The 25,671-nt window shown below is 60.8% G+C and carries 24 protein-coding genes and 1 riboswitch; of the genes, 10 read left to right on the forward strand and 14 right to left on the reverse strand.

The features are described 5' to 3' along the window. Positions 1-33 precede the first annotated feature (33 nt). The 3 genes from rpoB to ACZ9HU_RS14815 all read right to left on the reverse strand — a co-directional run bounded on the left by rpoB (position 34) and on the right by ACZ9HU_RS14815 (position 5,934). Positions 34-4,185 carry a DNA-directed RNA polymerase subunit beta gene (gene rpoB / locus ACZ9HU_RS14805; RefSeq protein WP_476105995.1) on the reverse strand — a complete coding sequence of 1,384 codons (4,152 nt, stop codon included), beginning with the start codon at positions 4,183-4,185 and terminating at the stop codon, positions 34-36. 4 nt (positions 4,186-4,189) lie between these two features. After that, positions 4,190-4,372, reverse strand: coding sequence for a hypothetical protein (locus ACZ9HU_RS14810; RefSeq protein WP_476105996.1), 183 nt, complete (start codon positions 4,370-4,372; stop codon positions 4,190-4,192). A gap of 320 nt (positions 4,373-4,692) precedes the next feature. Then, the gene (locus tag ACZ9HU_RS14815) at positions 4,693-5,934 is read right to left on the reverse strand and encodes a spinster family MFS transporter (protein ID WP_476105997.1); all 1,242 of its coding nucleotides are present in this window, start codon (positions 5,932-5,934) and stop codon (positions 4,693-4,695) included. A 125-nt stretch (positions 5,935-6,059) separates the two neighbouring features. Here ACZ9HU_RS14815 and ACZ9HU_RS14820 point away from each other — a divergent pair, with 125 nt between their 5' ends. Beyond that, on the forward strand, positions 6,060-6,701 hold the full coding sequence (locus ACZ9HU_RS14820) for a TetR/AcrR family transcriptional regulator (protein WP_476105998.1): 642 nt from the start codon (positions 6,060-6,062) through the stop codon (positions 6,699-6,701). After that, on the forward strand, positions 6,698-7,555 hold the full coding sequence (locus tag ACZ9HU_RS14825) for an alpha/beta fold hydrolase (RefSeq protein WP_476105999.1): 858 nt from the start codon (positions 6,698-6,700) through the stop codon (positions 7,553-7,555). Before ACZ9HU_RS14820 ends, ACZ9HU_RS14825 begins: the two co-directional genes overlap by 4 nt. 225 nt (positions 7,556-7,780) lie before the next feature. Here ACZ9HU_RS14825 and ACZ9HU_RS14830 read toward each other — a convergent pair whose 3' ends face one another. From ACZ9HU_RS14830 to ACZ9HU_RS14840, 3 genes are all read right to left on the reverse strand, one after another. Continuing rightward, a complete protein-coding gene (locus ACZ9HU_RS14830; protein ID WP_476106135.1) occupies positions 7,781-10,087 on the reverse strand; it encodes a TonB-dependent receptor in 2,307 nt (768 codons plus the stop codon). A 148-nt stretch (positions 10,088-10,235) separates the two neighbouring features. Further along, a complete protein-coding gene (locus tag ACZ9HU_RS14835; protein ID WP_476106000.1) occupies positions 10,236-11,279 on the reverse strand; it encodes an AI-2E family transporter in 1,044 nt (347 codons plus the stop codon). An 81-nt stretch (positions 11,280-11,360) separates the two neighbouring features. Next, the gene (locus ACZ9HU_RS14840; RefSeq protein WP_476106001.1) at positions 11,361-11,834 is read right to left on the reverse strand and encodes a low molecular weight protein-tyrosine-phosphatase; all 474 of its coding nucleotides are present in this window, start codon (positions 11,832-11,834) and stop codon (positions 11,361-11,363) included. 400 nt (positions 11,835-12,234) lie between these two features. Between ACZ9HU_RS14840 and ACZ9HU_RS14845 the strand changes: the two genes are divergently transcribed. From ACZ9HU_RS14845 to ACZ9HU_RS14855, 3 genes are all read left to right on the forward strand, one after another. After that, complete coding sequence (locus ACZ9HU_RS14845; protein WP_476106002.1) at positions 12,235-12,624, forward strand: group III truncated hemoglobin; 390 nt, start codon at positions 12,235-12,237, stop codon at positions 12,622-12,624. Further along, complete coding sequence (locus ACZ9HU_RS14850; protein WP_476106003.1) at positions 12,621-13,190, forward strand: hypothetical protein; 570 nt, start codon at positions 12,621-12,623, stop codon at positions 13,188-13,190. The genes ACZ9HU_RS14845 and ACZ9HU_RS14850 overlap by 4 nt, the downstream gene beginning before the upstream one ends. 108 nt (positions 13,191-13,298) lie before the next feature. Continuing rightward, positions 13,299-13,754, forward strand: coding sequence for a Dps family protein (locus ACZ9HU_RS14855; protein WP_476106004.1), 456 nt, complete (start codon positions 13,299-13,301; stop codon positions 13,752-13,754). A gap of 57 nt (positions 13,755-13,811) precedes the next feature. Here the strand turns inward: ACZ9HU_RS14855 and ACZ9HU_RS14860 are convergent, their stop codons facing one another. Then, positions 13,812-14,303, reverse strand: a complete 492-nt coding sequence (locus ACZ9HU_RS14860; protein ID WP_476106005.1) for a response regulator — start codon at positions 14,301-14,303, stop codon at positions 13,812-13,814. Positions 14,304-14,654: 351 nt separating this feature from the next. Here ACZ9HU_RS14860 and ACZ9HU_RS14865 point away from each other — a divergent pair, with 351 nt between their 5' ends. Both ACZ9HU_RS14865 and ACZ9HU_RS14870 read left to right on the forward strand, forming a co-directional pair. Continuing rightward, entirely contained in the window at positions 14,655-15,275 is a 621-nt protein-coding gene (locus ACZ9HU_RS14865) for a 6-phosphogluconolactonase (protein ID WP_476106006.1), read from the forward strand. Then, positions 15,263-15,754, forward strand: a complete 492-nt coding sequence (locus tag ACZ9HU_RS14870) for an NUDIX domain-containing protein (protein ID WP_476106007.1) — start codon at positions 15,263-15,265, stop codon at positions 15,752-15,754. Before ACZ9HU_RS14865 ends, ACZ9HU_RS14870 begins: the two co-directional genes overlap by 13 nt. A gap of 13 nt (positions 15,755-15,767) precedes the next feature. Here ACZ9HU_RS14870 and dinB read toward each other — a convergent pair whose 3' ends face one another. Continuing rightward, positions 15,768-16,886, reverse strand: coding sequence for a DNA polymerase IV (gene dinB / locus ACZ9HU_RS14875; RefSeq protein ID WP_476106008.1), 1,119 nt, complete (start codon positions 16,884-16,886; stop codon positions 15,768-15,770). A 72-nt stretch (positions 16,887-16,958) separates the two neighbouring features. Continuing rightward, positions 16,959-17,345 (reverse strand): UrcA family protein, encoded by a 387-nt coding sequence (locus ACZ9HU_RS14880; protein ID WP_476106009.1) that lies wholly within the window; start codon positions 17,343-17,345, stop codon positions 16,959-16,961. Positions 17,346-17,596: 251 nt separating this feature from the next. On the opposite strand from ACZ9HU_RS14880, the gene ACZ9HU_RS14885 reads away from it, so the two are divergent. Together ACZ9HU_RS14885 and ACZ9HU_RS14890 are read left to right on the forward strand one after the other, a co-directional pair. Then, positions 17,597-18,850 (forward strand): multidrug effflux MFS transporter, encoded by a 1,254-nt coding sequence (locus tag ACZ9HU_RS14885; protein ID WP_476106010.1) that lies wholly within the window; start codon positions 17,597-17,599, stop codon positions 18,848-18,850. 581 nt (positions 18,851-19,431) lie between these two features. Beyond that, positions 19,432-19,686: a hypothetical protein gene (locus ACZ9HU_RS14890; protein WP_476106011.1), complete on the forward strand. Its 255-nt coding sequence runs from the start codon at positions 19,432-19,434 to the stop codon at positions 19,684-19,686. A gap of 58 nt (positions 19,687-19,744) precedes the next feature. Here ACZ9HU_RS14890 and ACZ9HU_RS14895 read toward each other — a convergent pair whose 3' ends face one another. The 5 genes from ACZ9HU_RS14895 to crtY form a co-directional block, all read right to left on the reverse strand. Then, positions 19,745-20,692 (reverse strand): phytoene/squalene synthase family protein, encoded by a 948-nt coding sequence (locus tag ACZ9HU_RS14895; protein ID WP_476106012.1) that lies wholly within the window; start codon positions 20,690-20,692, stop codon positions 19,745-19,747. 10 nt (positions 20,693-20,702) lie between these two features. Further along, positions 20,703-21,284, reverse strand: a complete 582-nt coding sequence (locus ACZ9HU_RS14900) for an LOG family protein (protein WP_476106013.1) — start codon at positions 21,282-21,284, stop codon at positions 20,703-20,705. A gap of 231 nt (positions 21,285-21,515) precedes the next feature. After that, entirely contained in the window at positions 21,516-21,956 is a 441-nt protein-coding gene (locus ACZ9HU_RS14905; RefSeq protein ID WP_476106014.1) for a hypothetical protein, read from the reverse strand. Between the two features lie 198 nt (positions 21,957-22,154). After that, positions 22,155-23,636 (reverse strand): phytoene desaturase, encoded by a 1,482-nt coding sequence (locus tag ACZ9HU_RS14910; RefSeq protein ID WP_476106015.1) that lies wholly within the window; start codon positions 23,634-23,636, stop codon positions 22,155-22,157. Continuing rightward, positions 23,633-24,871, reverse strand: a complete 1,239-nt coding sequence (gene crtY, locus ACZ9HU_RS14915) for a lycopene beta-cyclase CrtY (protein ID WP_476106016.1) — start codon at positions 24,869-24,871, stop codon at positions 23,633-23,635. Before crtY ends, ACZ9HU_RS14910 begins: the two co-directional genes overlap by 4 nt. A gap of 209 nt (positions 24,872-25,080) precedes the next feature. Then, a riboswitch (TPP riboswitch) is annotated at positions 25,081-25,186 on the forward strand. A gap of 82 nt (positions 25,187-25,268) precedes the next feature. Here crtY and ACZ9HU_RS14920 point away from each other — a divergent pair. Then, positions 25,269-25,670 (forward strand): hypothetical protein, encoded by a 402-nt coding sequence (locus ACZ9HU_RS14920; RefSeq protein WP_476106017.1) that lies wholly within the window; start codon positions 25,269-25,271, stop codon positions 25,668-25,670. The last annotated feature ends 1 nt before the right edge of the window (position 25,671 follow it).

Genomic DNA, 25,671 nt, shown 5'->3' on the forward strand with positions numbered 1-25,671 from the left:
GGGCGGGCGGCCGGTCAAGACCGCCCCATCCCCTTACTCCGCAGCCTCCGGCAGATCGTCGTCGCTGTCGTCCGTCAGGCTCGAAAGCTCGACATTCAGACCCAGCGAACGCATTTCCTTGACGAGCACGTTGAAGCTCTCAGGGATACCCGCCTCGAACGTGTCGTCGCCCTTGACGATGGCTTCATACACCTTGGTGCGGCCCACCACGTCGTCCGACTTGACGGTGAGCATTTCCTGAAGCGTGTAGGCCGCGCCATAGGCCTGCAGCGCCCACACTTCCATTTCACCAAAGCGCTGACCACCGAACTGCGCCTTACCGCCCAGCGGCTGCTGGGTAACAAGCGAGTAGGGCCCGATCGAACGTGCGTGGATCTTGTCGTCGACCAAGTGGTGCAGCTTGAGCACATACTTCATGCCCACCGTCACCTTGCGGTCGAAAGCTTCGCCCGTGCGGCCGTCGAACAGGGTCACCTGACCCGATTCGTCCAGACCCGCCTTGCGCAGCATGGCCGACACGTCGGCCTCGACGGCGCCGTCAAACACCGGCGACCCCATCGGCACGCCATTGCGCACGCTCTGGGCCAGCTCGACGATTTCCAGATCACTGCGGTCGTCCAGCTCGGCGGTGTAATTGTCGCCGTAGATGTCCTTGAGCAGTTCACGCACCGCTTCAGGGGGCTGCCCCGCCTGCGGGTTCGGATTGGCCTCGCGCCATTCATCCAACGCGGCACCGATCTTGCGTCCCAGACCGCGCGCGGCCCAGCCCAGATGGGTTTCGAAGATCTGACCCACGTTCATACGCGAAGGCACACCCAGCGGGTTCAGCACGAAGTCCACCGGCGTACCGTCTTCGAGGAAAGGCATATCTTCCTGCGGCAGAATGCGGCTGATGATACCCTTGTTGCCGTGACGGCCGGCCATCTTGTCGCCCGGCTGAAGCTTGCGCTTCACGGCCACAAAGACCTTGACCATCTTGAGGACGCCCGGAGCCAGCTCGTCGCCGCGTTCCAGCTTTTCCTTACGATCTTCGAACTTCTCGACGATCGCCTTGATGGCCGTGTCATACTGCGCCTTGGTCGCTTCCAGCTGCTGCTGGCGCGCATCATCGGCAACGGCAAACTTCCACCATTCGTAGCGCTCAACCTCGGCCAGCACTTCTTCGGTAATCTCGATGCCCTTCTTCAGCCCCTTGGGCGCGGCTGCGGCCACCTGGCCGAGCAGCATGTCCTTGAGACGGTTGAAGGTGGCACGGTTCAGAATCGCCCGCTCGTCCTCACGGTCCTTGGCGAGGCGTTCGATTTCCTCGTTCTGGATCGCGCGGGTACGGTCGTCGATCTCGATACCGTGACGGTTGAAGACGCGAACGTCGACAATCGTACCGGCAACGCCCGGCGGCAGACGCAGCGAGGTGTCACGCACGTCGCTGGCCTTTTCACCAAAGATCGCGCGCAGCAGCTTTTCTTCCGGCGTCATCGGGCTTTCGCCCTTGGGCGTGATCTTGCCGACAAGGATGTCGCCCGGATGCACTTCGGCGCCGATGTAAACAATGCCCGCTTCGTCGAGATTGCGCAGCGATTCCTCGCCCACATTCGGGATGTCGCGGGTGATGTCTTCAGGCCCAAGCTTCGTATCGCGAGCCATGACTTCAAATTCCTCGATATGGATCGAGGTGAAGACGTCTTCCTTCACGATGCGTTCGCTGATCAGGATGGAGTCTTCGTAATTGTAGCCATTCCAGGGCATGAACGCGACCAGCACGTTGCGGCCCAGCGCCAGTTCGCCCAGCTCGGTCGAGGGACCATCGGCAATGATGTCGCCCTTTTCGACGCTGTCGCCCACCTTCACCAGCGGACGCTGGTTGATGCAGGTCGACTGGTTCGAACGCTCGAACTTTTGCAGCGTGTAGATGTCCACGCCCGACTTGCCCGGCTCGATATCGCCCGACACGCGGATCACGATACGGGTGGCGTCAACCTGATCGACGATACCCGCACGTGCGGCGGCAATGGCCGCGCCCGAATCGCGCGCAACGGTTTCTTCCATGCCGGTACCGACGAAAGGCGCATCGGCCTTCACCAGCGGCACAGCCTGACGTTGCATGTTCGAGCCCATGAGAGCGCGGTTGGCGTCGTCATTTTCCAGGAAGGGAATGAGCGAGGCGGCAACCGAGACGAGCTGCTTGGGCGAAACGTCCATCAGCGTGATCGTTTCGCGCGGCGCCATCACGAATTCGCCGTTCTGACGCGCCGAGACCAGCTCTTCGACGAACGAGCCATCCGCGTTGGTTTCGGCCGAAGCCTGCGCCACCGTGTGCTTCTGCTCTTCCATCGCCGAGAGATAGACCACGTCGCCCGTGACCTTGCCGTCGATCACCTTGCGGTACGGGGTTTCGATGAAACCGTACTTGTTCACACGCGCAAAGGTCGAGAGCGAGTTGATCAGACCGATGTTCGGGCCTTCGGGCGTTTCAATCGGGCAGATACGGCCATAGTGCGTCGGGTGAACGTCGCGGACTTCAAAGCCTGCACGCTCACGCGTCAGACCGCCCGGCCCGAGCGCCGAAACGCGGCGCTTGTGCGTCACTTCGGACAGCGGGTTGGTCTGGTCCATGAACTGCGACAGCTGCGAGGAGCCGAAGAATTCACGAACAGCGGCCACGGCGGGCTTGGCGTTGATGAGGTCGTTCGGCATCACCGTCGACACGTCGACCGACGACATACGCTCCTTGACCGCGCGTTCCATGCGCAGCAAGCCGACGCGATACTGGTTTTCCAGCAATTCGCCCACCGAACGCACGCGACGGTTGCCAAGGTTGTCGATGTCATCGACTTCGCCCTTGCCGTCCTTCAGGTTCACCAGCTCCTTCACAACGGCAAGAATGTCGTTGGTTTCCAGCGTAGTGACCGTATCTTCGACGTTCAGGCCCAAACGCATGTTCAGCTTGACGCGGCCCACGGCCGACAGGTCATAGCGGTCGGCATCAAAGAACAGACCGGCAAACAGCGCTTCGGCGGTTTCGCGCGTCGGCGGTTCGCCGGGGCGCATCACGCGATAGATGTCGGCCAGAGCGTGGTCGCGGTCTTCGGCCTTGTCGGCCTTCAACGTGTTGCGGATCCACGGACCGGTGCTGACGTGGTCGATGTCGAGCAGTTCGAAAGCGTCGATTCCGGCGGCGTCCAGCGCGGCCAGATTCTCGGCGGTCACTTCCTCGCCAGCCTCGATATAGATGCGACCGGTCGACTCATTGATCACGTCATTGGCGCTGTAACGGCCAAAGATTTCCTCGGTCGGGATCAACAGATCCTTGAGGCCATCCTTTTCCGCCTTGTTGGCAGCGCGCGGGCTGATCTTGGTGCCGGCGGCGAAAACCACCTCACCGCTGGCCGCATCGACGATGTCGAAAGCGGGCTTGGCGCCGCGCCATGCTTCGGCAACATAGGGGATCTTCCAGCCGCCGGTGGCACGGTTCCACACGATCGTCTGATAGAAGTGATGCAGGATCTCTTCGTCGTTCAGACCCAGAGCATGCAGCAGCGCCGTCACAGGCAGCTTACGCTTGCGGTCGATACGGACGTTGACGATGTCCTTGGCGTCAAATTCAAAGTCCAGCCACGAACCGCGATACGGGATCACGCGGGCGGCGAACAGGAACTTGCCCGAAGAGTGCGTCTTGCCACGGTCATGGTCGAACAGAACGCCCGGCGAACGGTGCATCTGCGACACGATCACGCGTTCGGTGCCGTTGATGACGAAAGTGCCGTTTTCGGTCATGAGCGGCATGTCGCCCATGTACACGTCCTGCTCCTTGATATCGAGCACCGACCGGGTTTCGGTCTCGGCGTCGACTTCAAACACGATCAGGCGCAGCGTCACCTTCATCGGAGCGGCATAGGTGATCCCGCGCTGACGGCATTCGGTGATGTCGTACTTGGGCTCTTCCAATTCGTAATGGACAAAGTCCAGTTCGCTGGTGCCGGCAAAGTCGCGGATCGGAAACACCGAACGCAGCGTCTTTTCCAGACCCGAGACGTAACCGACCGAAGGGTCGGAACGCAGGAACTGTTCATACGATTCGCGCTGAACCTGAATCAGGTTCGGCATCTGCGTCACTTCGTGAATATCACCGAAGATCTTGCGGATCCGGCGCTTGGCCGAAGCGCGGGAGATGGGCTGGGTTGCCATAGGGCTAGACTTTGCCTCTTTCGTTGATGGCCGAATGTCTCTTTTTCGCGGAAAAAAGAGGCACGAAGCCGAAAAATAATGCCATGCGCGGGGTAAATGGCGGCACCGTTAAACGCACAAAAGGCCGCTGGCGAATCACCCCTGTTCCGGAATGAAGGCCCGCAGCCTCTGGCGTCAGATGCAACACCACCGCCTCCTTTCGTGGATGACCCCCGCGCTGGGCCGCCCTTGCTCGAAGCGATGGAACCGGCGGGCATTAGGCGTGTCGGGGTGTTTTGTCAATTGTCGGAGGAATAAGGTTTGCCTCCGGCGGGCAAAGGGCGGGGGCCCTTTGCAATCCCTTTATGGGGTCGCGCAAAGCCCGCCGGATTACCCTATCCGCGAAGCGGCTTTATAGCCTGCGGCGCGGCAAGTTTGCGCAAGGCCGAACCCATAGCGCACCATCGACAGTCATGGGATTGCAAAGGGTCGAGACCCTTTGCCCGCCGGAGGCACCATTACCCCCCCTTACTCCACCCATTCCCGCGCCAAAAACCGCCCCCCCGCCATCATCAAAGCGGCGGCCAGCAGATAGAACCCCAACCCGATCAGGATCGCATGCCGCAACGCATCGTCCCCATAGGCAGGCGTGAGCATATCCGACAGTTTGCCAATCGTCATCGACCCCAACCCCACGCCGATGAGGTTGTTGATCAGCAGGAAACTGGCCGAAGCGGTCGCGCGCATAGGGGCGGGCACAAGATGCTGCACCGCCGTCAGCACCGGGCCGAGCCAGAGATAGACCAGCGCCTGCGGCACGAGGAAAAGCCAGAAGGTGATCTGCGCCGAGCCGGAATAGAGCCCCGCGGCAAACAGCGGCACGCCCAGCAGAAAGGACACCGCGGGCAACCACGCATAGGCCGCCCTGCTCTTACCCCCCAGCCAGTCGGCAAAGACCCCGCCCGCCATCACCCCAACCGTCCCGCCGATCAACAGCAGCAGGCCAAAAAACTGCGACGTTTCCACCAGCCCCAACCCAAAGGACCGCCGCATCAACGAGGGCAGCCAGAAGGCCAGCCCATAGCCCATCATCGAACATGACCCCGCGCCAAAGGCCAGCAGCCAGAAGCTGCGCTTGACCGCCAGAATCGAGAGCACCTCGCGCATCGCCGGGGCTTTGGCCCCCGGCGCCTTGGGCGGATCACGGACCAGCAACCCGAACAAAGGCGTAAACACCAGCCCCGCCAGCCCAACGCCGATAAAGGCCGCCCGCCAATTGACCGCCGCCGCCACATAGCCGCCCAGCAATATCCCCGCCGCCGATCCCAGCGGAATGCCCAGCGAATAGACCGCCAGCGCACGCGCCCTTTGATGCGCCGGGAACGTATCGGAAATCAGCGCATAGGATGGTGCCACCCCGCCCGCCTCGCCCACGCCCACACCCAGACGACAGACAAACATTGCCCAAAAGCCCGACACCGCCCCGCACAATGCGGTAAACGCGCTCCACACCGCCAGAGAGGCCGCGATCACCCGCGTCCGCCCCCGCCGATCGGCCAGCCATGCCAGCGGCAGGCCCATCGTCGAATAAAGCAGCGCAAAGGCAAAGCCGCCCAGCGCGCCCAATTCGGTGTCGGTCAGATGCAGATCGGCCTTGATCGGCCCGGCCAAAATGCCAAGAATCTGCCGGTCGATGAAATTGAACGTATAAACCACCAGCAGCATCGCCAGCACAAAGGCTGGCTTTCGCCGGGTTGCGGGCTCGGACATGCTTCTCTCCCAAGGGGCCTTGCGCCTGAATGGTAAACCTTGCCGGGTAAACCTTGCGCTTTGGGCCTGCTTGGGCATAATAGTGAAAAATGAATCACGCTTCAAATTAGAAAGCGGCTTGAGCGATGTCTGAAACGAAAAATGCCCCCGCGCCCGCGGCAAAACCGGCCTCCAGCAAGGTGCCCAAAACCGAGCGAGGCCGCCGCACCCTTCGCGCGCTGCTGAACGCGGCGGCCGAAGAGTTTGGCGAAAAAGGCTTTCACGATGCCGCCATCAGCCAGATCACCGCGCGTGCCGGCGTCGCGACAGGCAGCTTTTACGTCTATTTCGACAGTAAGGAAGCGATTTTTCAGGCACTTGTCCGCGATCTGTCGGGTCAGGTAAAGGATTTCGTCGCCCCCCGCATCGCCGCCGCCCCGGACCAGATCACCGCCGAACAGGCGGGCCAGCTGGCCTATCTGGAATTCGTGCGACAGCATAAAGAGATCTATCGCATCATCGATGAATCCGAATTCGTCGATCCGGCCGCCTATCGCGAACATTACACCAAATCGGCCACCCGCATCGCCACCCGCCTGCAATCGGCGATGGAACGCGGTGAAATCAGCCAGGGCGATTGCGAAGTTCGCGCGTGGGCGCTGATGGGCATCAACGTGTTCCTTGGCCTGCGTTACGGCGTGTGGGGCGATGAAGCCCCCGCCGACATCGTGCGCGAAGCAGGACGTTTCATAACCAGCGGCCTGGCCCCACAGGAGGAAAAGCCATGATCGAAGGTCTGCCCCGTCATTGGCGCAGCGCCGATGGCCTGAACCTGTTCGGCCGCGATTATGCCGCCAGCGCGGGCGCGGCCCGGCTGCCGGTGGTATGCCTGCACGGCCTGACCCGCAATTCGCGCGATTTCGAAAATGTCTCGCCATGGATCGCGGCGCGGCACAGGCGCGTGCTGGCGCTGGATATGCGCGGGCGCGGCATGTCGGACCGCGATCCGGCGGAAAATTATGATATTGCCACCTATGTTGATGATATTACCGCCCTGCTGGCGCAATTGGGCATCGGGCGGGCGGTATTTGTCGGCACGTCAATGGGCGGGCTGATCACGGTGGAATTGGCCACGCGCCACCCCGAACTGGTGGCGGGCGCGGTGATCAATGATATCGGGCCACAGCTCTCCATGGTCGGCCTTGGCCGAATCGCTGGCTATGTCGGCCAAGGCAAACCTCTGCCCGACTGGCAGGCCGCAGCGGACGCCTGCGCGGCCATGAACGCGGATGTGTTTGCCCATTACGGCCCCGCCGACTGGATGGCCATGGCGCGCCGCCTGTTCCGCGAGGATGATGGCCGGATCATCGCCGATTACGATCCCGGCATTGCCCGCGCCCTTGCCCGCATTGTGGCCGACCCCGATCCTTGGGGCAAATGGCATGATTTCGCCGCGAAACGCCCCGTGCTGGTGCTGCGCGGGACGGTGACCGATCTGCTGGACGAAGATGTGGCGCAGGCGATGGTGGCGGGTAAACCCCGCGCCGTTCTGGCCCCGGTGCAGGGGGTGGGCCACGCGCCGATGATGGACGAGCCGGATGCCCGGGAGGCAATGGCGCAGTTTTTTGACGAAGTTGAATAGGATGCGAGGGTCATAACCCTCGCGCTCCCGTTACTGTCTGCGTGGCGCATGGGGTTCGGCGTTTTGTGTCCGACGCGGCGTTGAACAATGAAGGCCTGCGGCGCCTGTTAAAAGCGCCGCAGGCCTTCAATTAACGGCCATCACGCCCCTTCGCAAATCTGGCGCCACCCCATTATCGGGATTGCCAAGGGCTTTCGCCCTTGGCCCGCCGGAGGCACCCCTATCTTAAAAATTCACCGTCGCCGTCGCAAACACCTGACGCGGATTACCCCAATAGGTGGTCAGCACGCCTTCCTTGCCCAGCGTGGGGATCAGATTGCCCGCCCCGGTATAGGTCAGCGCGCCCGTGGTGGCATTGCCCGCCACATAGGTATAGCCAGAAGTCTTGTACCGCTTGTCGGCCAGGTTCTTGCCGTAAATGCCCAAAGACCAGCGCCCACCGGGCGCGCGATAAACAAGGCTGGCGTCGAGCAGCGCGTAGGCGGGCTGGTCGAGATAGGGGTTAGGCACTTCGAATTGATAGGTCGTGCTTTTCCACGAGACGCCGCCCGACAGGTCCAGCGATCCGGCGGGCACCGGAATCGCATAGGTGGCCGAGGCATTGCCGGTCCATGCGGGCGTGTTCTGCACCTTGCGATTGGCGGCCACATCGGTCGGCTGACCTGCGATCAGGGTGATATATTTCAGATATTTCGCATCAATATAACCCAGAGAGCCGTTCAGCGAGAGAGCGCCCAGCTTGAGCTTGGCTTCGGCCTCGACGCCCTGCATTCGCGCCTTGCCGGCGTTCGACACCACGCCGCAGAAACTGGGCAGGCCCGACACCGTACAGGCCACCGAACCGGGGATCTGCACATCGGTATAATCCATACGGAACGCTGCCAGATTGAGCGCCAGTTTCCGGTCGAACAGACGCGTCTTCAGGCCGATTTCATAGCTGTCAACCTTTTCCGGGCGGAAACTGAGGAACTGCCCCTGCGACACGCCCGCAGGCGCATTCACACCCACGCCGCGCGGGTCAAACCCGCCGCCTTTAAAGCCCTGACTATAGCTGGCATAGATCGTGTTGTTGGTGTCCGGCTTCCAATTCAAAGAAACGCGCGGAGTGAACTTGGTATAGCTCGCGCTGCCCAGAAAATTGGTGCTGGGTGCGCCAAAGGCCGTTCCCGCACCGCCAAAGGTGGGCGAACCGCCGCCCAGATAGCTCTGACGCAGGATCTGGGCATAGCGCTTGTCCCACGTATAGCGCCCGCCCACTTCAAGACTGATCTGGTCGGTAAAGTCATAGGACATGTTGACGAAACCGGCCATCGTGTCGGTGCGGATATTGGCGTCCGTATAGGCGGTAAAGCCGGGCAGCGTGGTGAACAGGCGCACGTCAAACTGGGTCAGAGCCGTTGCATAGAGGTAATAGAACCCCGCCATGCCGTTGAACCGGCCCTTGCTGTAAAGCACCTGAAGCTCCTGGCTCCATTGCTTGTTGCGGTAATAGGCGGGCACGTCGACGTCCTGCGACGCGGTGGCGTCAAAGTCGATGGGCGAGGCCGAATCGTCCTTGCGGAAGGCGGTGATCGAGCGCAGCGTCAGCGCCTCGGTCGGCTTGGCCTCAAGGAACAGCGACCAGCCCCAGGCCTTCACATCCTGCTTGGGGCTGTTGAGGCCCGCCTGCGTGTCGAACACATTGGCCAGCACCGGCGCGCCGCTGAATTGCCCCGGAATTTCGCGATGGCCGCCGCGCGGGTTTGACAGGTCATGGGTGTAATCGCCGGTCAGGCGGGCAAAGATCTTCTCCCCATGCACCTCGATCGTGCCGCGTCCGGCATAGATGTCCTTGTTATAATTCGAGCGCCCGGTGGTCAGATTGGTGCCGAACCCGCCGCGCGTCAGGCGGGCAAAGGTGCCGCTGGCCCGGATCAACCCATCCTTGGTGATCGGGCTGCTGACCGTGACCACGCCATCACCCTGATTATAGCTGCCATAGGTGCCGCGCAGGCCGAAGTGAAAGGAATCGCCGATCTTCTTGGTCACATATTTGATCGCGCCGCCAATCGTGTTGCGGCCATAAAGCGTGCCCTGCGGTCCGCGCAGCACTTCGACGCGTTCGACATCGTAAATGTCCAGCACGGCGGCCTGCGGACGGTTGAGATAGACATCGTCCAGATAGATGCCGACGCCCTGTTCAAAGCCGGAAACGGGGTCTTGTTGACCCACGCCGCGGATAAAGGCCGAAAGGGTCGAATTGGTCCCGCGCGAAGGCTCCAGCGTCACATTGGGCACTTCATCGGCCAGCGATGTGATGTCGGCAAAACCCTTGGCGGCCAGTTGATCCCCGCTCAGCGCGGTCATGGTGATGGGGACGTTGTTCAAGGATTCGTTGCGGCGGCGGGCGGTGACGATGATGTCGCCATTGCTGGCCGCCGGGGCGGCTTGCGCCAGAACCGGGGTTGGCAGCGCGCCGATGGCCACGCTGGCCAAAAGGGTTGCGGCGAACGGAATGGCTACGGGCGGACGGATGCTGTTGCGGGCGTTCAATGCCATGGTCCTCTCCTTGCGCGGCGGTCTTTTGCGCCAGCGTCTGAAGTGGACAATATTGAAAGGTGAACCGGCTTTCAACTTTGAATTTCAGGCACACCGAAATATCCCTGTTAAGGCGTTGCTAACCGGCAACATGATGGCAGGTTCAGATGTCCGCTTTTGGCCCGGCGGGACGCTTGGGCGTGCGCCCCAACATCGCGCCGATGTAAAGATGCTGAACCAGAATATAGCCGACAATCGTCAACGGCGCGGCCAGCAGCACACCGGGAGGGCCAAACACCGTGCCCGTCGCGATCACCGTGAACAACAACACTACCGGGGGCAGATCGACCGAGCTTTTCTGGACCATGGGTTGCACGACATGGCCCTGAATTTGCTGAACAAGCACGAACAGGCCGATGGTCCACAGGCCGGTCGTCGGGCTGGCCGAAAATCCGACCAGAACGCCGGGAATCGCGGCCAGAACCGGGCCTAGATAGGGGATGAAATCAAACGCCCCCGCCAAAATCGCCAAAGCATAGGCCGAGGGAACCCCCAGCAAGAGCAGGCCCGCCAGTGTCAGCGCGGCGATGAACAGGCTCGATACCATTTGCCCTTTAAGCCACAATTGCAGTCCGCGCCCGCAATCATCCAGCGCGTCGGCCATCAATCGTTCCACCGAACGCGGCAATAGACGCAGCATCCCGGCGCGGTAAAAGGCCGGATCGGCGGCAAAGAAAATGCCCCCCACAAACACCACCGCAACATCGGCCACCACCCCGCCGATCGAGATCACAAAGCCGCTGGCCCGCTGAAATATTGAGGAAAATTGCTCTTTGGCAACCTTGGCCATTTCCGACAGGTTATAGTCGATATGCCACCGGTCCAGATAGGTCTGCGCCGCATCCACCGCACCGGGCAATTGTCGGCCCAGTTCCACAAACTGATCCGAAACCAGCCCGCCGAACATCGCGCCCAGCCCGGCAAAAATCGCCAGCAAGGACAGAACCGCCAGCCCCACGGCCGCGCCATTGCCCAGCCCCAGCCGCAGAAAATGCCCTGCCAGCGAACGCAAGACCACCGCCACCACCACCGATGCAAAGACCAGAATCAGCAGATAGGACAGTTCCACCACCAACGCGGCCAATGCCACGATGAACAACAGAGCCAAAGCCTTGCGGGTGAAACCAATCAGATCATCGTCGCGCATGATGCCTCTTTGCCAAGAGCCGAATTGCCATGACTTATGCCATAGACCGGCGCGAAGGCATTAAAAATCGGCGAAAATTATTCAGGCTCCACAGCGCAAGTGTTCGACCAATGCCTGAGCCGCCGTCGCGATTTCATCCCATGCGATCGCGAAATCTTCCGGCCCGCCGTAATAGGGGTCGGCCACCGACTGTCCCTTGCGCCCCGGAACGTGGTCCAAAAGCAGGGAAAGGCGGGCGGGCGCATTGTCGGGCGCGATACGTTGAAGATCGGCCAGATTGGCCTCGTCCAGCGCGATAATATGGTGAAAGCGGTGAAAATCCGCACGTTCAACCTGTCGCGCGCGCAGGCCGGTGATATCCACGCCATGCTTTGCCGCCTCGGCACGGGCGCGCGGGTCGGGCGCTTCGCCAATGTGCCAACCGCCCGTTCCGGCCGAATCGACATAGACCTCCATGCCCATACGGCTGGCGGCCGCACGAAATGCCCCCTCGGCCAAAGGCGAGCGGCAAATATTGCCCAAACAGACAAAAAGGACTGAGGCTTCCGACACCATCGGAAAAGAACGTAACCGCGATTGCCGCGCCTGTCACTTGCTACAAAGCCCAGTTTTGTGCGATTTTTGTAAAAATACGCCTCATTGTGAGACAGTATAAACGGCTAATATACCGCATAGGTGTATTTGCAGTAATCCATACAACCAGACAGGCGAAACCTCGCACCCATGCGCCTGATACAAGATTTCGCCCATCGAGCATTGCGATCCATCGCCCCGCCTGCTTCAGAGCGACTTCGGAATAGTAACTCAATTCAAGAAGTAGACAATGCACTCGCGACGAGGTGCGCAGCACTTTCGACGAACGGAGTGCATGCCGCGATGGCCCAACTGTACCGCGGCGATACGGGCATAAAACAGGCGCTTTGCAACGCCGCAAACCGGGGCTAGGCCGCGAATCGTGACCCAATCCGTCCCCCCGCATCCGGTGCAATTGCGCCACCCCGATCTGGCCCGCCTGGTCGAGCATTTTTATGGCCATGCGCGAGAGGACGCGCTGCTTGGTCCCGTCTTTGCGCGGGTCCACGATTGGCCGCACCATTTTCGCGCGCTGACGGCTTTTTGGGCCACGCAATTGCGCGGGCGCAGCGCCTATCGCGGGGCGCCCATCGCGGTCCACCGCGCCATGGCGGGCCAATTGACACCCGCCATGTTCGACCGCTGGCTGGCCCTGTGGGACATGTCCACCGACGCCGTCATGGACCCACAGGATGCCGCGGCGTTGCAGGCCCATGCCCGGCGCGTTGCCGATGTGATGCGCGCCGCCATCTTTGATGGAGAAACGACATGAACGCAGCGCTCTGGGCCATGGTCGGGTGCTTTCTGGCCGGGATTGGCGCGCGCGATCAGATGTTGGTGGCGGCGCTGACCGCTCGTTTGGGGCGCCATGGCGGGTTGCTGATGATGGGGGCCATCACCGGCGCTCTGGCCAGCGGATTTGCCGCGTGGTTTTCGGGCGAAATGGCCGCGCAAATGACCTATCCCGCTCGTCTGGTGCTGGCCTGTTTCGCGCTGATCGCGGCGGGCGGAGAAGCCTTGCTGTTCCGCCCCAGTTTCAAGGCCAAGGAACCGACGCGCTCGCTCTTTGCCGCAGCATTGGTGCTGTTGATGCAACAGGCCGCAGATGCGGCGCGGTTTATCGTGCTGGCCGTGGCGCTGGTCGGGGATGCGCCCATTCCGGCGGCGGCAGGCGGCGCGGTGGGTACGGGCTTTGCACTCTTGCTGGGCTGGCTTGCATCGGACGCAATGCTGGATGCACAGGGCGGCATTGTTCAGATTCGTCGATGGGCCGGGGCCGTCCTGCTGGGGGTGGGTATTGGGCTTTCGGGGTGGATCTGGTTCGGATTCAACGGGTAAGGGCCATGCTTAAAATCGCAAATGACGATTACAGTTGCCCATTTCATTCATTTTTACGATTACAACCCCCGCGCTAAAAAGCCTCAACACTTTCAGAGGCAAGCGCATATGAACGACCACAACACCAAAACCGCCCTCGTCCACAGCCTGAACGGTTTGCTGGCCGATCTCTTCACGCTCTATCTCAAGACCAAGAGCTTTCACTGGCATGTGAAGGGGCCGCAGTTCCGCGATCTGCACCTTTTGTTCGATGAACAGGCCGGGGCGATCTTTGCGCTGACCGATATTGTCGCTGAACGCATCCGCAAAAATCAGGGTGAGGCCCTGACCGGCATCGGCGCCATTGCATCATCGTCGCGCATTGCCGATCAACCCCGCGCCGATCTGGCCGCGGCCGACATGATCGATGAATTGCGCCGCGACAATCTGACGCTGATCGGCGCGATCCGCGAGGTCAAGGCCGCCGCAGGCGCCGCGGGCGACAATGCCACCGAAGGCTTTGCCGACGATTGGACCGATCAGGCCGAAACCCGCGTCTGGTTCCTGTCCAGCCATCTGGCATAAGAAAACCCGGCCCTGTCGCGATGGACAGGGCCGGGCCGTCTTCAATGCGAAATGAAATCAGATCTTCTTGATGATCCGGCGCAAGGATTGGGTCATCATATTTACCTTTTCCTTTTTGGTGATGTATTTCCACGCACCATTCTTGCCCGCCCGGAACACATCCATTTCCGCCTTGGACGAGGTCAGAACCACGGCGGGAAAGTCCACCAGCATCCGCGCCTTCATATCGGCCAACAGGGCAAAGCCGTTCATACGCGGCATCGACAGGTCAACCAGCGCGAGATTGGGAGTGAACTTGCGCCCATCGATGATTTCCAAAGCTTCGACGCCGTCATAGGCGCGAACGACGTTCTTGACGCGGGGAATATTCTTGAGGGCTTCAAGGATAATAAAGGCGTCGGCATCATCATCTTCGACCAGAAGGATGTCGACCGTCTTTTCTTCGGTGATGGCTTCCTTCGACTGAAGCAAAGCCGGCTTCACTTCGGTATTACGGTCTTTTTCAACAACCGTGGACTGTCTTTCGTCTAGAACATGCTCAACAAGCATTACTTCCTCCATTAGCCCCCTCTAGGCCAGACATAAATTTTTGAATTGGCGTCCCCAACCAATTCAAAAGATCGACGGGAGGAAACATAGACAGATTTGATTTTTTTGATCTTAGGAAGGGTATAGTAAAACATACTGATTTAATGCAAATTTAACTACGCTATAATCAGACAAAAGCAACGCTTTGCATAGGCTTATCATCCATCAAGCCTATGACATGTAAATAGACCCTTCCGGCGTACTTCCCGTAAGATTCTCGTTCAGATACTTAGGCATATTCGCCGATTAATGTGCCCAAGCATAGGTTTGCGCCGCTTTGCCCTAATCGCGGCGCCCTGCTATCAAGGGCGCATGGCCGACATTTCCATCCATCAAGGCGCCAGCGACAGCGCCATCGCCACCTGGCTTGCCCAGTTTCTGTTCAACGCACTTGCAGCACAGTCTGGCGAAATTGCCATTTCGCTGCCCGGTGGGTCGACACCTTTCCCCATTCTGGCCGAACTGGCGCAACAGGGGGTGCCGTTTGACCGCATCGCGATCTGGCCCGGCGACGACCGCGTCGTTCCCGAAGATCACGCAGCCTCCAACGTCGGCCGCATCCGCGCCGCGCTCGAACCGCTGGGCGCGCGGATCGTGCCTTTGACCGAAGGCGCAACCCCGCCCCATTTCGCGCTGGTCTGGCTGGGCATGGGCAATGACGGGCACATTGCCTCGCTTTTCCCCAACACAGATCCCCGGCCTGATGCGCCTGTGCGCGTTCTGCGCCTGACGCCCGATCCTTTGCCGCCAGAGGCGCCGTTTGATCGCCTGTCGCTGACCATCCCCAGCCTTGTGGCGGCCGACGCCATGATGTTCGTGGCGCGCGGCGCGGAAAAAGAAGCGATCTTTCGCGCCGCCATGGCCGGTGAGCATGACCTGCCGGTGGCCCGTCTGCTGCGCGCGGCACAAGCGCCGGTCACGTGCTTTACCTGATCGCCGAAACCATCCTTGGGCGCCTGCCTGCGCCGTTGCATCGCATCGCGCTGCGCGGGGCCCATGGATTGCGCAAGGCGTGGTGGCGCGTGCGCCGCCCCGGTCTGGAAGGCTGCCGCATCCTTGCGCTGGATGAAACCGGGCGCGTGCTGCTGGTCCGCCATTCCTATGGCAAGACGCATTGGATGCCGCCCGGCGGCGGGATGAAGCGCGGCGAGGACCCGTTGCTGACCGCCCTTCGCGAATTTTCCGAAGAGATCGGCTGTATGCTGATCGCCCCGCGCCTGATCGATGTTGTGCAGGAAGGGCTGCATGGTGCGGACAACCGCGTCCATGTCGTGATCGGCCTGTGCAAAGGCATGCCCGCGCCCGACATGCGCGAAATCACCGATGCGCAATTCTTTGCCCTCGATGCCTTGCCCGATGATCTGCCAAAGGGTTTGAAGGAACGCCTGCCGCAATGGTTGTCGGCGGGTTGATCGTGGCGGGGCGCTAAAACAGCGCCATTTGTCCATTGCCCTCAACGGGCGCGGGGGACTCTGGCGCCTCGAACCCCGACAGGGTCATGCCCATCAACCGTACCGGCAAGGGCAAGGGCAAAAGGTCATTCAGCAATTCCCGCCCGATCGCGGCAAATTCATCCCGCCCCGCCACAAACCGGTCCAGTGTGCGCGCATGGGTGCGGATCGAGAAATCGGACAGGCGCAGCTTGAGCGTGACCGTCCGGCCCTGTGCCTGCGCTTTGGTGATGTCGTCCCACACCATTTCGATAATTCCCTCCAACACCTGACGCAGGCCGGGGCCGGTGGAAATATCGCGATCAAATGTGCGCTCTCCACCAAGGGATTTGCGCGGGCGATTGGGCTTGACCGCGCGCAGGTCAATCGCCCGCGCCGCGCGATAGAGATAGTCCGCCAATGATCCGAAATGTTCGCGCAGGAACGCAATGTCATGCCCGCGCAAATCCGCCCCCGTTTCAATGCCCAGCGCGGCCATCTTTTCCGCCCCGCGCGGACCGACACCGTGAAAGCGCCGCACCGGCAGGCTGGCGACAAATTGCGCGCCTTCGCCGGGGCGGATCACGCAAAGGCCGTCGGGCTTGTTCTGATCGCTGGCGATTTTGGCGAGGAACTTGTTATAGCTGACCCCCGCGCTGGCGGTCAGGCCGGTTTCCGCCTTGATGCGGGCGCGGATCAGTTCGGCGATGCGGGTCGCGCTGCCGATGCCTTTTAAATCCTGCGTGACGTCCAGATAGGCTTCATCCATCGCCAGCGGTTCGACCATCGGGGTATATTCGCGGAAAATGGCGCGGATCTGCTGCGAAACCTTGCGGTAGGCCTCAAATCGCGGCGGTTTGAAAATAAGGCTGGGACAAAGCCGCGCCGCCGTCACGCTGGGCTGGGCCGAGCGGACGCCGAATTTGCGCGCCTCATAGCTGGCCGCCGCGACGACGCCGCGTTCGCGGCTGCCGCCCACGGCGACGGGTTTGCCGCGCAGCGATGGGTCGTCGCGCTGTTCGACGCTGGCAAAGAAGGCATCCATGTCGACATGGATGATCTTGCGCAGGCCCGGCGCGCTGATTTCCTCATCCTGTGCCGGTTCCGATTCCATGGACGCCACGATAATGCCCCGATGCCGTTTTGGCACCGGGGTATGGCAAGATATGAACATAAAAAGAACGTTTCAGCGCTGGGCCAGCTGCTTCGCCTTCATTTTGACGGCAAAATTGGTGATCGCATTGTCCAGCGCCTCTTCCTTGCACTGACGATAGGCGGCGCGGGCCTTGAGCGGGTCGGTGATGCTGGTGGCATCGTCGCACACCATATGCGCGGCCGCGGCCAGACGGTGGCGCATGGCGCGGCGGCCCTGATCGGTGGTCAGATCAAGGTCGGCATAGGACACGCGGATCGCGGGCATGTCGCCTTCAACCTGCTCGAACTGCTGCGACGTGATCGGGGCGGTCGCGGCATGGGCGGGCATGACAAAAGTGAACGTGGCAAGGCCCAAAGCGGCCGTGGTGGCGAAGCTGAGTGCGAGGGGGCTGAGGGCGTTGGTGCGCAAGATGGACATGGTCGGTATCCTTCTGATGGTTCGTTGGTTTCGTTCAAACCGGCGTTTGCCGGATGTCAGAAGGATTGCAGGGGGCGTGCCAATTTCACGAAATTACCTAATTTCAGTTGTTTATGAATTTTCACGCATTTTTCCGACACCGCCCAGCCTGAATAAATAGCAATATTTCCCATTTATCATTGCAATTTTCACCACATCATTTGTTTCTTCCGGGACTAGCCATTTTGGCGCCATGTCGCCATGGTGAATTCATGACGTCTCCCTCCCCCGGGCCTGCCGAAAAGAAGATTGGCGGGCTGGAATTCATCCTTCTCATGGGTCTGGTTCAAGCGCTTCAGGCGCTCGCTGTGGACTCGATGCTGCCCGCGCTGGGCGAAATGGCGCGCGATCTTGGCTCGCGCGATCCCAACGAGCGCCAGCTTGTCGTGGGCGTGTTCCTGATTTTCAGCGGGCTGGGCTGTCTGGTTCCGGGGGCTTTGGCGGACCGTTTCGGGCGACGCCCGGTGCTGCTGTCCTGCATCGCGGCCTATGTCATCTGTTCGGCGGCCTGCGGGCTGGTTCAGAATTTCTCGCAATTGCTGGTGCTGCGCGCGCTGGTGGGCTTTGCCTGCGCAGGTTTGGCTGTATTACCCGCCGCGATCATCCGTGACCTGCACGAAGGCGACCGGATGGCGCGCATGCAATCGACGGTCTCGATGGTCTTTATGATCGTGCCCATGATCGCGCCCAGCGTGGGTCAGGCCGTGCTGTTCCTGGCCAGCTGGCGTTGGATCTTTGGCGTGATGGCGCTGATGGGCGTTGCGCTGGCCACATGGATTGCGCTGCGCCTGCCCGAAACGCTGCGCCACGAGTATCGCCAGACCATCAGCCTGCCCAATATCGGCCGCTCGATGATCGAGGTGACGACGACGCGCGCCGCATTGGGCTATGTGTTCGGCATGGCGCTGATCCAGTCGGCCATGTTTGGCTACATCAATTCGTGCCAGCAATTGGTGGGCGAGCATTTCGGGGCCGGAACGCGCTTTCCCCTGATCTTTGCCGGGATGGCGATGGTGATGGCCACCACCAATTTCATCAATTCGCGCATCGTCATGCGTTTCGGCGCCCGCCGGGTCAGCCACACCGCCTTGGTCGTCTATATCGCCACCAGCGCGCTGCAATTCTATATGGCCACCCGCCCGGATGAGACCTTGTGGGAATTCGTGCCGATGATGACGGTCAACATGTGCTTGCTGGGCTTTTTGGGCGCGAATTTCTCGTCCATCGCGCTACAACCCTTTGCCAGCAAGGCGGGGGCAGCTTCTTCGGCGCAGGCGTTTATTCGCATGGTGCTTGCCTCGTGGCTGGGCGCGTTGATCGGTCAGGCCTATGATGGCACGGCGCGCCCGCTGGCCTTTGCGCTGCTGACGGCGGGCTGCGGCTGCCTGACGCTGATCCTGTACAGCGAAAAGGGCGAATTGTTCCGCCGCCGTAACCCTCCCGGCACGACCTATCCGGTGGCCTGAAGGGGGCTGTTGACGCAACCCCTGCATCGTGACCGGACCGAGCGCGAGCAAGTGTAACATCTTTTAATCCGCCATACGCCAGCGCCGCGTCATGGTTTAGGTCCACCTATGCGCGACACTTCGGCCTTCGCAATTGCAACATAGGGTAGAGTTCCGCACCGAACGTATTGACGGAATTGCTCAATCCAGCAATCCTAACATGCGCCGCTCGATCACTTAATAATAACCACTAAGGATATGACGAATATTCTTTTTCAGGCATATTCATTCACGACTATGATTTATTGTTCATCCTAAATGTATATTCGCAAATTGGGCCAAAAATTTGCCATTTTGCACATGATTTCGCCGGCCGCCTGCAAACAACGGTTCGCATATTGCAAGTGGCATGCAGGCTGATCCGATTCAAAATGCAATGAAATTGCCAAAATGGTCACCAGTTTCAGAAAATAATCCCATTTGGTTCAAGGTGCTGCCAAACCGTTCACCATCAATTTTTACAATTTGATCACCGCTCCTTACAGATAGTTAACGCCTGTTTTCAAAGGCTATTTCGCCAAAACAGAACAGGGGTCACCAGTATGAGCGTGAATTTGATCGTGATTTTGGCTGCTACAAGTCTGGCCGCAACCCACGCGCCCGAGGCGATACGTTCATCCCAAGCCTTGCCCAACGCCCATGCCGCACAAAACAGTTCGGCGGGGAAAAATCACCCCGTTGGTACAGAATGGGCCTATGAAAAATTCAAGCACAGTGCATCGCACAACGTAGACTTTCCGGTGCGCCCCAACCCCCACGCCTGCGGCGCGCATGGCGTGGCAATCTCGGCCTGCTGAACCGGCGGCATTCATCACGAACGACCGGCCCCGTCACAAGGCGGGGCCAACCAGCCCTTCACACCCGCGCAACCGCGCGCGCCAGATCCCCCCGGCGATAGGGCACCATGGGCACCTGCGCAGGCGGCGACGCCATCGCCCCGATCAAGCCCGCAGTCAGGAACCGCAGCTTTTCCGCCTTGCTGGTGGATACGCGAACATCCCAAGCCTTTGGCCCGCGCTGGGCCACTTTGCGGGCAATCGCGCCATAAATGCCCGCCGCCGACAGCACGGCCCAACGGCACCGAAAGGGCAGGCGCGCTGCACCCGCCCGCGCGCTGGCCTCATAGACCTGTGCCGTGGCGCACATGCGCGCCACAATCCCGACCAAAGCGGCGCGATGTTCGGGCGCCATCAGGTCTGCCTCACGCACCCCCGCCTCGGACAACCAGTCCGAGGGAAGGTAGCAACGCCCCGCCGCGTGATCCTCGGCAATGTCGCGGGCGATATTGCCCAATTGAAATGCTATGCCCAGATCGCTGGCCCGGTTGAGCGTATCGGCATCTTCGGGATCAACGCCCATCACCAGCGCCATCAACACGCCCACCGCCCCGGCGACGTGATAGCAATAGCCCAGCATGTCCAGTTCGGTTTTGGGCCTCCATCCGGCCGCATCCAGCGCAAATCCGGCAATTACATCGCCGGTATGCACCGCATTGATCCCGCATTCGGCGGCCACCACGCCCAGCGCGTCGAATGCGAAATGCCCGGTCGCATCCCCGCCCAGCGCTCGTGCGGTCAAACGGCGGATCTGCTCCAACCGCTCCGCCGCCCCGGCCTGCGCGCCCAAAGCGCCGCCATGGTCCTGATCATCGGCCAGATCATCACACGCCCGGCACCAGGCATAGAGCAGCCACACCCGTTCACGCGTGGCCGCATCAAACAGTTTCGATGCGGCGGCAAAGCTCTTGGACCCGCGCGCGATGCTCTCACGCGCCGCCTCAACCAAAGCCGCCCGGTCTATCATACCCGGCCGATCACAGGGTCTTGGGGTCCATGCGGATGATCTGCTCACCCGGTTCATGGGCCGCCATCCGGTCGAGCAGCAGGTCCAGCTCACGCTCGGCCAGAATGATGCCCTGATGCGCGGGGCGAATAAAGCCGACCTCGCCCATATGGCGGTTAAAGGCCAGCAATCCGTCATAGAACCCAAAAGCGTTGAGCAAACCAACCGGCTTCTGGTGATAGCCAAGCTGCGCCCAGCTGACCGCCTCCCACAGTTCATCCATCGTACCGACCCCGCCCGGCAGAGTCAGGAAACCGTCCGAAAGACGCTCAAACGCGGCCTTGCGCTCATGCATCGTCTCAACCGTGATCAATTCGGTCAGGCCCGTATGCTCAACCTCGACATGGGCCAGCGCCACCGGGATCACGCCGATCACCTCGCCCCCGGCCTCCATCGCCGCGTCCGCCACAGCCCCCATCAGGCCAAGCCGACCGCCACCATACACAAGCCCAATCCCGCGCCTTGCCAGCTCGGCGCCCACTTCACGGGCCAGTTCGATATAACGGGGATCGGCGGGAGTGGCTGAGCCACAATAGACAGCAATGCGTTTCATGCCCCCCACTTTAGCGATTGTGCAGGGGATGGCCAGATGGGTCTTGGGGGAATTTTGGGGATGGGATTTTGTTGATGTGCGTGTGCCTCCGGCGGGCAAAGGGCGGGGGCCCTTTGCAATCCCGGTACTGTCAGCGGTGTGCCCGAGGTTAGCCCTTGTGGATTGGAGAAAGTAGTTGTGTTTGATAGCCGCTTCGCGGCGGGGGATGGTTGGAATGTTGGGGGAACGGATTTAATTGCCAATCAAAACTGCTTCTTGCGCCCCACCTTTTATCAATTGAGCGATTTCAAGCCGGAAGGTCTCTATCTCAGGGTAATGCGTGTGAAAAAGTCCACGCACACGATGCTGAGGTTCAACATCGTCAGCAACTTCAAATCTTACGGCCAGGTTACCTTTGCTATCAACCGGCGTGATTTCCAATCGAATGATAAGGTCATCGCCTTCCAGAGAATTGAAGCCCCACTGCGCAACGACAGGTTGCTGCTCTGTGATTGGGAATCGTGCAAGAGCCTCTCCGAACTCATGCACTTCCTGCCATTGAACCCACAACCCTCCTTTGCCAGAGAAGCGATCCGTTTCCACTGCAATCCAAAGTCGGCCAAAATCGTCTCGCGGCAAATCGTGATCAAAGAAGCTTGGATCATGCCTGTATCGAAGGGTAAGCCTATTCATTGTTATGATTTTGCAGGTAAACACGGCATCCGCAATAGTACCCTCCGCGTACCAGCTCTTTTCTTCCCGCGAAGCGGCTTATTCGCCCCTCCAACCTCACCCCCAACACCGCCTCTCGCCCAAAACCGCCCAGTAACGGGATTGCAAAGGGCCCCCGCCCTTTGCCCGCCGGAGGCAAAATATCCCCCCAACAAAAACCTACCCCGCCAAATCCTCTATCATCAACCCGGCGGTGGCTTTCGCGCTGCCCACAACGCCGGGAATACCCGCCCCCGGATGCGTCCCCGCGCCGACCAGGTACAGGTTGGGGATCACATCATCACGGTTATGCCCACGGAACCAAGCGCTCTGCGTCAGGATGGGTTCGAGGCTGAAGGCGCTGCCCATGTAGGCGGAGAGGTCGGTTTCAAAATCGGTGGGGGCATAGTGGAACTTGGTGGCGATCCGGTCGTGGATGTCGGGGATCAGACGGCGGCCCACTTCGTCGAGGATGCGCTTTTCAAGGATGGGGCCGACTTCGTCCCAATCGACCGACAATTTGCCGCGATGGGCGACGGGCACCAGCGCATAGAAGGTGCTGCGTCCTTCGGGCGCCATCGACGGGTCGGATGCGGTGGGATGGTGCAGATAGATCGAGAAATCGCGCGGCAGCACGCCATTGTCGAAAATATCCTCGAGCAACCCCTTATAGCGCGGCCCGAACAGGATCATGTGATGCGGGATCTGGGGGAATTGCCCCTCCAGCCCGAAATGGACGACAAACAGGCTGGGCGACCAGCGTTTGCGCGCCAGCGATTTGGCATAGGCCTGTCCACGCGGCGTGTCGGAGAGCAACTCGCGATAGGTGTGCATCAGGTCGCCATTGCTGGCCACGGCGTCGAAACGTTCGCGCCACCCGCTTTTGGTTTCGACCTCATGCGCGCGGTTGCCGATCGTGTGGATCTGCACAGCGCCATCGTTCAGGCGCAGCGTCCCGCCCAACCGTTCAAACAAAGCCGCCATGCCCGCGACAAGGCGGTTGGTGCCGCCCCGCGCCCACCACACGCCGCCATCCTTTTCCAGCTTGTGGATCAGGGCATAGATGCTGCTGGTCGCCATCGGATTGCCGCCGACCAACAGCGTGTGAAAGGACAACGCCTCGCGCAGCTTTTCCGATTCCACGAAACCGGCGACGCGCGAATAGACACTGCGCCACGCCTGATGCTTCATCAACGCGGGGGCGGCCTTGATCATGCTCTTGAAATCAAGAAACGGAACGTGGCCCAGTTTCACGTAACCCTCGCGGTACACCTCGCCGGCAAAGTCCAGAAATTGCTGATACCCGGCCAGATCGCCGGGCGCGACGCGATTGATTTCGCTGCGCAGGCGGGCCTCGTCATTGGAATAATCGAAATGGCTGCCATCGGTCCATTGCAGGCGGTAAAAAGGCATGACCGGCATCAAGTCGACGTCGGTCGCAATGTCCTGTCCCGACAGGCTCCACAATTCCGACAGGCATGACGGGTCGGTGATGACGGTCGGCCCCGCGTCAAACGTATGGCCGTCGCGTTCCCACACATAGGCACGCCCGCCGGGTCGCTCTCGCGCCTCAACCAGCGTGGTGGCAATGCCGGCCGATTGCAGGCGAATGGCCAGAGCCAGTCCGCCAAAACCGGCACCAATCACACAGGCCTTTTTCATGAATCCTCAGTTTCCCCGGCAAAGGCCGGTATGGTTGTCGTTTCCAAAACACCCCCGATCGCGCCCAGATCGGCCAGCCCCCGTCCGCCATCCAGCAAACAGGCCACAGCCGCGCCAATAGGCACCGGAGGCCGCCCCATCAACAATCGGATGCGGTCGGCCCATGTTGATTGCCCCGCATAGAAGCGCTCGATCAACCTGTCATTTAGGCGGTAAAAGCGGGCAAAGACCCGGTGGCGCTGATCCGGCACGGCGGCGCCAAACAACATGCGGGCCAGCAGGCGGTAGAACCCGCCCGATTTCCAATGGTCGCGGGCAAATTCCTCGACCCTGGCGGCCAACGCCGGGCCCGACAGGTCCGGCAAATCGGCAATCATCGCCGCCACCCGTACCGCCGTGGGCAGCGAATAGCCCGTCAGCGGGTGAAACAATCCCGCCGCCACGCCAATCCGCGCCACGCCATGTCGATTGTCGCGCAGGCCATGGGGGTCGCCATCGGCCACGACCGGCAACACCCCCTGCTCCTCGTGCAGGACCTCGGCGACGGTCCACCCCTTGCTTTTGGCATAGGTGGCAATGCGTTCGCGCAAGGCGGGCGCATCAATGTCGGGCGTGTCGGAATAATAGGTATCCTCGACAAAGACCGTATCGGGCGAAAAAGGCAGGGCATAGACAAAGCGGAACCCGTCATGCTGGGTTCGGTTGCCGTCCATCACGATGGGGGCGGTCAAACCATGGGGGGCGCTGGTGCGCAGCATCTGGCCCACGAATTTTTGCCACCCGCCGCGCATGCCGGGAAAGGCCGTTGACCCGCGCGCATCGATCACCGCGCCCGCGCGAAACTTTCGCCCATCGGCAAGCGTGAAGCCCCCGCGATCAAACGCCGTCACGGTCGCGCCCGTCAGGATCGAACCTTGGGGCAGGCTTTCGCGCAGGACCGCGTCAAAGCGATCGCTGGATATCGTGCGATAGGGGCTGCTCAGATGGCGACGCTTGCCGGTAAAGCGGACGCTGTAACTGCTCCAACGCGCCACGATCAAAGGTTTAAGCAGCCATCGCGCCGAAACCGGAATATCGCTGAGGAAAAAGGACCAGAGGTGATTGCCCCCCAGTCTGTCGTCCCGTTCCACCAACATGATCCGCAAATCGGGCCGACGCGCCGCCAAGGCCAGCGCCACCAGCCCGCCTGCCAATCCGCCCCCGAGGATGGCAATATCCGTGTCATGTCCAGCCATAGACCAGAGTCTATGTTACCCCAGACCAACCGGCAACCGCCCAAACAGGCAAATGCCAAGGAAATTTATCTTGGCTGCGATGCTGTTTGGGGCATGGCCGACCGGGACGATGGCGGTGCCGGAACCGCCCCTGACAAATCCACCCAATTCTGCGCGAATTCGCCCGCAACGCGCGCTTGCCAAGGGCCGCGCCTTGGCATAACCTGCGATCAATATCCCCGGGGAGCCATGTGGCTGAGAGGTGGGCGTAACGTCCCACGACCCGTTGAACCTGAACCCGTTAATCCGGGCGTAGGGAGGGAACGAGTCTGTCGGCCCGGTATGGTGCCCCCCGCTCCTCCTCTCCTGACGCCGCAGAAAAAAGGCGAATAAAAAACGAAAAAACAAAGGAGAAGGTATGCAGGAAGCTGGAGATCCCACGGCTTGGAGCGCTCTCATTCTTGGTCTGGCCGCGCTGGCCGCAGGAGCAGGGGCGCTTAGGCAACCGGGCGTTTGGCAGACCATGATCGGCGAGGTCGAAGGATCACCCGCCCTACAATTCCTGTGCGGTATGCTGGAATTGATGGTGGGGTCGCTCGTTTATTTGGCCAATCCATGGATACCGCATGACCTTCTCACCTGCATCATCAAGGCGCTGGGCGGATTGATGATGGCCGAGGCTTTGGCCATCCTGTTCGCCTGCGATCTTTACACCCAGATGTGGCTCAAAACCCTTGGCAATTTTCACAAGGGCTGGGCCGGTATCACCACTCTTATCGGGCTTGTCATGACCGTGATTGGTATGGCCCGCTTCGGATAGA

The sequence above is a fragment of the Novosphingobium sp. Sphag1I genome, assembly GCF_056279125.1.

Excerpts from the sequence above, each read along its gene's own strand:
- dinB (WP_476106008.1), bottom strand. The coding sequence starts at position 16,886 with ATGGAATCGGAACCGGCACAGGATGAGGAAATCAGCGCGCCGGGCCTG.
- ACZ9HU_RS14835 (WP_476106000.1), bottom strand. The coding sequence starts at position 11,279 with ATGCGCGACGATGATCTGATTGGTTTCACCCGCAAGGCTTTGGCTCTG.
- ACZ9HU_RS14855 (WP_476106004.1), top strand. The coding sequence starts at position 13,299 with ATGAACGACCACAACACCAAAACCGCCCTCGTCCACAGCCTGAACGGT.
- ACZ9HU_RS14900 (WP_476106013.1), bottom strand. The coding sequence starts at position 21,284 with ATGAAACGCATTGCTGTCTATTGTGGCTCAGCCACTCCCGCCGATCCC.
- ACZ9HU_RS14825 (WP_476105999.1), top strand. The coding sequence starts at position 6,698 with ATGATCGAAGGTCTGCCCCGTCATTGGCGCAGCGCCGATGGCCTGAAC.
- ACZ9HU_RS14910 (WP_476106015.1), bottom strand. The coding sequence starts at position 23,636 with ATGAAAAAGGCCTGTGTGATTGGTGCCGGTTTTGGCGGACTGGCTCTG.
- ACZ9HU_RS14850 (WP_476106003.1), top strand. The coding sequence starts at position 12,621 with ATGAACGCAGCGCTCTGGGCCATGGTCGGGTGCTTTCTGGCCGGGATT.
- ACZ9HU_RS14840 (WP_476106001.1), bottom strand. The coding sequence starts at position 11,834 with ATGGTGTCGGAAGCCTCAGTCCTTTTTGTCTGTTTGGGCAATATTTGC.
- ACZ9HU_RS14820 (WP_476105998.1), top strand. The coding sequence starts at position 6,060 with ATGTCTGAAACGAAAAATGCCCCCGCGCCCGCGGCAAAACCGGCCTCC.
- ACZ9HU_RS14895 (WP_476106012.1), bottom strand. The coding sequence starts at position 20,692 with ATGATAGACCGGGCGGCTTTGGTTGAGGCGGCGCGTGAGAGCATCGCG.
- ACZ9HU_RS14815 (WP_476105997.1), bottom strand. The coding sequence starts at position 5,934 with ATGTCCGAGCCCGCAACCCGGCGAAAGCCAGCCTTTGTGCTGGCGATG.
- ACZ9HU_RS14860 (WP_476106005.1), bottom strand. The coding sequence starts at position 14,303 with ATGCTTGTTGAGCATGTTCTAGACGAAAGACAGTCCACGGTTGTTGAA.
- ACZ9HU_RS14890 (WP_476106011.1), top strand. The coding sequence starts at position 19,432 with ATGAGCGTGAATTTGATCGTGATTTTGGCTGCTACAAGTCTGGCCGCA.
- ACZ9HU_RS14885 (WP_476106010.1), top strand. The coding sequence starts at position 17,597 with ATGACGTCTCCCTCCCCCGGGCCTGCCGAAAAGAAGATTGGCGGGCTG.
- rpoB (WP_476105995.1), bottom strand. The coding sequence starts at position 4,185 with ATGGCAACCCAGCCCATCTCCCGCGCTTCGGCCAAGCGCCGGATCCGC.
- ACZ9HU_RS14905 (WP_476106014.1), bottom strand. The coding sequence starts at position 21,956 with ATGAATAGGCTTACCCTTCGATACAGGCATGATCCAAGCTTCTTTGAT.
- ACZ9HU_RS14920 (WP_476106017.1), top strand. The coding sequence starts at position 25,269 with ATGCAGGAAGCTGGAGATCCCACGGCTTGGAGCGCTCTCATTCTTGGT.
- crtY (WP_476106016.1), bottom strand. The coding sequence starts at position 24,871 with ATGGCTGGACATGACACGGATATTGCCATCCTCGGGGGCGGATTGGCA.
- ACZ9HU_RS14880 (WP_476106009.1), bottom strand. The coding sequence starts at position 17,345 with ATGTCCATCTTGCGCACCAACGCCCTCAGCCCCCTCGCACTCAGCTTC.
- ACZ9HU_RS14865 (WP_476106006.1), top strand. The coding sequence starts at position 14,655 with ATGGCCGACATTTCCATCCATCAAGGCGCCAGCGACAGCGCCATCGCC.